The organism is Rathayibacter rubneri (assembly GCF_023743255.1).
Taxonomy (GTDB): Bacteria; Actinomycetota; Actinomycetes; order Actinomycetales; family Microbacteriaceae; genus Rathayibacter; species Rathayibacter rubneri.
Genome location: NZ_JAMRYM010000162.1, coordinates 1 through 4,320, shown reverse-complemented (window position 1 = coordinate 4,320; position 4,320 = coordinate 1). Strand labels below are relative to the sequence as shown.

The following is a 4,320-nucleotide window of genomic DNA, read 5'->3' as shown; positions in this document are numbered from 1 at the left end:
GGGTGGGCGGGGATCGCCGGCACCTCGGAGCCGACGGTGCCGGCTCCCGCCTGCACAATGATGATCGGGGTGCCGACGTCGACCGTCTGGCCCTCGTCGACGAGGACGTCGACGACGGTGCCGCTGAACGGCGAGGGCAGCTCGACGAGGGACTTCGCGGTCTCGATCTCGACGAGGACCTGGTTCACGGCCACCTCGTCGCCGACCTTGACCTTCCACGCCACGATCTCGGCCTCGGTGAGGCCTTCGCCGACGTCGGGGAGGAGGAACTGCTCGGTCATCGTCTGGTTCTGCTTTCTGACGCTGGGGGACGCGGAGCGTCCTGACGCTGGAGGACGCGGATGCGTCAGTACGCGAGGGAGCGGTCGACGGCCTCGAGCACGCGGTCGACGTCGGGGAGGAAGAGCTTCTCGACCTTGGCGGGCGGGAAGGGGGTGTCGAAGCCGGCGACCCGCAGCACGGGCGCCTCGAGGGAGTAGAACGCCTTCTCGGTGACGGTCGCCGCGATCTCGGAGCCGAGGCTCACGTTCGCCGAGGCCTCCTGCGCCACGATCAGGCGGCCCGTGCGGCGCACGGACTCGAGAAGCGGCGCCCAGTCGATCGGCGAGAGCGAGCGGAGGTCGACGACCTCGATGCTCGTCCCCTCCTCCGCGGCGACCTCGGCGGCTGCGAGCAGCACCGACACCATGGGGCCCCAGCCGACGACGGTCGCCTCGGTGCCCGGGCGCACGACGCGCGTGGCGTGCAGCGGTGCGGCGGGAGCGCGGAGGTCGACGTCGCCCTTGGGCCAGTAGCGGCTCTTGGGCTCGAAGAACATCACCGGGTCGTCCGAGGCGATCGCCTCCTGGATCATCCAGTACGCGTCGTTCGGCGTGGAGGGGCTGACGGCGCGGAGCCCCGCGGTGTGCGCGAAGTACGCCTCGTTGCTCTCCTGGTGGTGCTCGACCGCGCCGATGTGCCCGCCGTACGGCACACGGATCACGACGGGCATGCTCAGCAGGCCCTCGTGCCGGTTGGTCATCTTGGCCAGCTGCGACGTGATCTGGTCGAAGGCCGGGTAGATGAAGCCGTCGAACTGGATCTCGCAGACGGGCCGGAACCCGCGCATGGCGAGGCCGATCGCGGTGCCGACGATGCCGGACTCGGCGAGCGGGGTGTCGAGCACGCGCTTCGGCCCGAACTCGGCGTGCAGGCCCTCGGTGATGCGGAAGACGCCGCCGAGCGGGCCGATGTCCTCGCCCATCATCAGGACGCGGTCGTTCTCGGTCATCGCGCGGCGGAGGCCGGCGTTCAGCGCCTTGGCCATGGACATCGACTGCAGCTGCTCCTCGGAGAGGTGCGGCTGCGCGGCCGTCGTGCTCGTGTCGATCGTCATCGCGGGTCGCCTCCGAACGAGTCCTCGTAGCTCTGCAGCCACGCCTTCTGCTCCGTCACCAGCGGATGCGGCTCGGAGTACACGTGGTCGAAGATCACCCCGGTCGGCGGGGCCTCGAGCTCGAGCAGTCGGCGGCGGACGTCGGAGGCGAAGTCCTCCGCCTCCTCGTCGATCCCGTCGAAGAACGACTGCGGCACCCCCTCGGAGCGCAGGTACGCGGCCAAGCGCGTGATCGGGTCCTTGGCGACCCACGAGGCGAGCTCGTCGTCGGTGCGGTACTTCGTCGGGTCGTCGCTCGAGGTGTGCGCGCCGATCCGGTACGTGAGCGCCTCGATGAACTGCGGGCCGCCGCCGGAGCGGGCGTCCTGCAGGTGCTTCGCGGTGACGGCGTAGCTGGCGAGCACGTCGTTGCCGTCGATCTGCACGCCGGGGATGCCGAAGCCGGAGGAGCGGAGGTAGAGGGGGCTGCGCGACTGCGTGGCGACGGGCACCGAGATCGCGTAGTGGTTGTTCTGCAGGAAGAAGACCTGCGGGGTCCGGTAGCTCGCCGCGAAGACCATGGCCTCGCTGACGTCGCCCTGACTGGAGGCGCCGTCGCCGAAGTAGACGACGACCGCGGCGTCCTTCTCGGGATCGCCGGTGCCGGTGGCCCCGTCGAACGTCAGGCCCATCGCGTAGCCGGTGGAGTGCAGGGCCTGAGAACCGAGGACGAGCGTGTAGAGGTGGAAGTTGCCGTTCGCGGGATCGGCCGGGTCCCATCCGCCGTGCGTCGTGCCGCGCAGCAGCGCCAGGACGTTCAGCAGGTCGATGCCGCGGATCTTGCCCACGACGTGCTCGCGGTAGGAGGGGAACACGTGGTCCTGCGGGCGCATCGCGAACGCGGAGCCGACCTGCGCGGCCTCCTGGCCGTGGCTGGGCACCCAGAGTCCGAGCTGTCCCTGCCGCTGGAGGTTCGCGGCCTCCCGGTCGAACCGCCGGACGACCGCCATCTCGCGGTAGAAGGAGCGGTGCTGCTCCTCGCCGACGCCCTCGAGGAACGGCGCGTACTCCTCGGCCGCGGGGGTCGGGGCGAACCGCCCGTCCGCGGTGAGGAACTGGACCGTCGGCGACTGGCTGCTGGTGACTACCACCCGACTAACCTATCCGCCTCGCGGGATGGCCCTGGGGGAGGGTCCCCACAATCTCGGACGCCGCGGAGAGGAGCTTCTCGACAGAGCCGGCCTCGCCGATCGAGACCCGGATGCCCTCCGGCGGGAAGGCGCGCACCACGACTCCCGCGCGCTCGAAGACCGCGGCCGCCCGCTCCGTCTCGTCGCGGGTGTCGAACCAGAGGAAGTTGGCCTGGGAGTCGGGGATCGTCCAGCCCTGCTCGAGGAGCGCCCGCTGGACCTCGTCGCGCTGGGCGACGATGCGGCGCACGCGCTCGAGCAGCTCCTCGCGGTGGCGGAGGGAGGCGACGGCGGCCGTCTCGGCGAAGCGCGTGACCGAGAGCGGGATCGCCGTCGAGCGTGCGGCGTCGAGGATGCGGGGGTGCCCGATCGCGTAGCCGACCCGGAGGCCCGCGAGCCCGTAGGCCTTCGAGAAGGTGCGGGCGATCACGAGGTTGGGGTGGCGGCCGAGCAGCGTCGTGCCGTCGACGGCCCGCTCGTCGTCGACGAACTCGGCGTAGGCCTCGTCGAGGAGGACGAGGACGTCGCGCGGGACGCGCTCGAGGAACGCCTCGACGTCGTCCGCCGTGGCGACGGTGCCCGTGGGGTTGTTGGGGCTGCAGACGATGACGAGCCGCGTGCGCTCCGTCACGGCCTGCGCCATCGCGTCCAGGTCGTGCGTGTCGTCGGCGCGCAGCGGGATGCGCACGCTCGTCGCTCCGGCGGTCGTGACGAGCGAGGGGTACGCCTCGAACGAGCGCCATGCGTAGACGACCTCGTCGCCCGCTCCCGCCGCAGCGCTGATGAGCTGCGCGATCACGGCGACGGAGCCCGCTCCGACGATCACCTCGTCGATCCCGACGCCGTACTCCTCGGCGAGCGCCGTCCGCAGCGCGGTGGCCGCGGCATCCGGGTAGCGGTTGAAGTCCTGCACCGACTGCACCTCGTGCAGGACGGAGGGCAGCGGGTCGAACGGGTTCTCGTTGGACGACAGCTTGAACGCGTCGGCAGCGGCCGCTCGGCCCTGGCGGTAGGCCGGGAGGGCGAGGATCTCGGGGCGGAGGCGGACGGGGGGAGCCGGCTGGTCGGTCACCCGCCCATGGTAGGCGGAGGGCCGCACGAGGGCGGGAGGCGGCACGCACACCGCCGCACCCGCGGCAACCACCCTTCCCGGGGGCGGACTCCCGCTTTGTCCCCCGATAAGGTGCCGTTATGCGGACTCGACGGCGAACCGGACGGAGCCGCCCCGGGCGGCGGCGGCCCTCTCGCGTCGCCGCGGCCGTGACGGCGGGTCTGCTGGCGCTGTCGCTCGCCGCCTGCACGCCCCGCTCCGAGGCTCCGTCGTCGGCCCCCACCGTGCGGGAGACGTCGATCGACGTGGCCCCGCCCGCCGACTTCACGGCGGCGAAGGACCGGGCGACCGCTGTGCGCGACGACGTGCTCGCGCTGCTCGCGGCGACCGACTCGGTCGTCGAGGGCTCGGCGCGCGCCGATCTCCTCGCCGCAGTGCCGGCCCTCAACTCCGCTCTCGCCGGCGTCTCGGCCGAGGCTCTCACGACGGCGGCCGACGAGGCGACGGAGGCGGAGCGCGTCGTCGCCGAGCGGGTCCTGGGCCTGGGCGCCGCGACCCTCGCCTCCGGTGCGGGCTCCGGCGCCCGGCGCTCCGCCCTCCGAGAGGCGGTCGCGCAGCTCGAGGCCGCGGTCGCCGCGGGCAGCGGATTCGCCGCGCCCGCGAAGGCGCTCCTCGATGCCCGGAACCCGCTCATCCCGCCCCCCGGCAGCGGAGGCGCTCCCCCG

The 4,320-nt window shown here is 72.5% G+C and carries 4 protein-coding genes and 1 pseudogene; 1 reads left to right on the top strand and 4 read right to left on the bottom strand.

Going from position 1 to position 4,320, the window contains the following annotated elements:
- The 4 genes from NB037_RS18780 to hisC all read right to left on the bottom strand — a co-directional run.
- A partial coding sequence (locus NB037_RS18780; RefSeq protein ID WP_308202093.1) for a biotin/lipoyl-containing protein occupies positions 1-281 on the bottom strand: 281 nt, incomplete at its 3' end.
- Between the two features lie 65 nt (positions 282-346).
- The gene (locus tag NB037_RS18775) at positions 347-1,312 is read right to left on the bottom strand and encodes an alpha-ketoacid dehydrogenase subunit beta (protein WP_372490792.1); all 966 of its coding nucleotides are present in this window, start codon (positions 1,310-1,312) and stop codon (positions 347-349) included.
- 59 nt (positions 1,313-1,371) lie between these two features.
- Positions 1,372-2,505 carry a thiamine pyrophosphate-dependent dehydrogenase E1 component subunit alpha gene (locus NB037_RS18770; protein ID WP_251948468.1) on the bottom strand — a complete coding sequence of 378 codons (1,134 nt, stop codon included), beginning with the start codon at positions 2,503-2,505 and terminating at the stop codon, positions 1,372-1,374.
- 4 nt (positions 2,506-2,509) lie between these two features.
- Positions 2,510-3,616, bottom strand: a complete 1,107-nt coding sequence (gene hisC, locus NB037_RS18765; protein WP_251948467.1) for a histidinol-phosphate transaminase — start codon at positions 3,614-3,616, stop codon at positions 2,510-2,512.
- Positions 3,617-3,804: 188 nt separating this feature from the next.
- On the opposite strand from hisC, the pseudogene NB037_RS18760 reads away from it, so the two are divergent.
- Positions 3,805-4,320 (top strand): annotated as a pseudogene (locus NB037_RS18760) (hypothetical protein); the annotation flags it as partial.

Bases quoted from the DNA above. Each gene is read 5' to 3' on its own strand.
- NB037_RS18775 (WP_372490792.1), bottom strand. From the start codon at position 1,312: ATGTCCATGGCCAAGGCGCTGAACGCCGGCCTCCGCCGCGCGATGACC.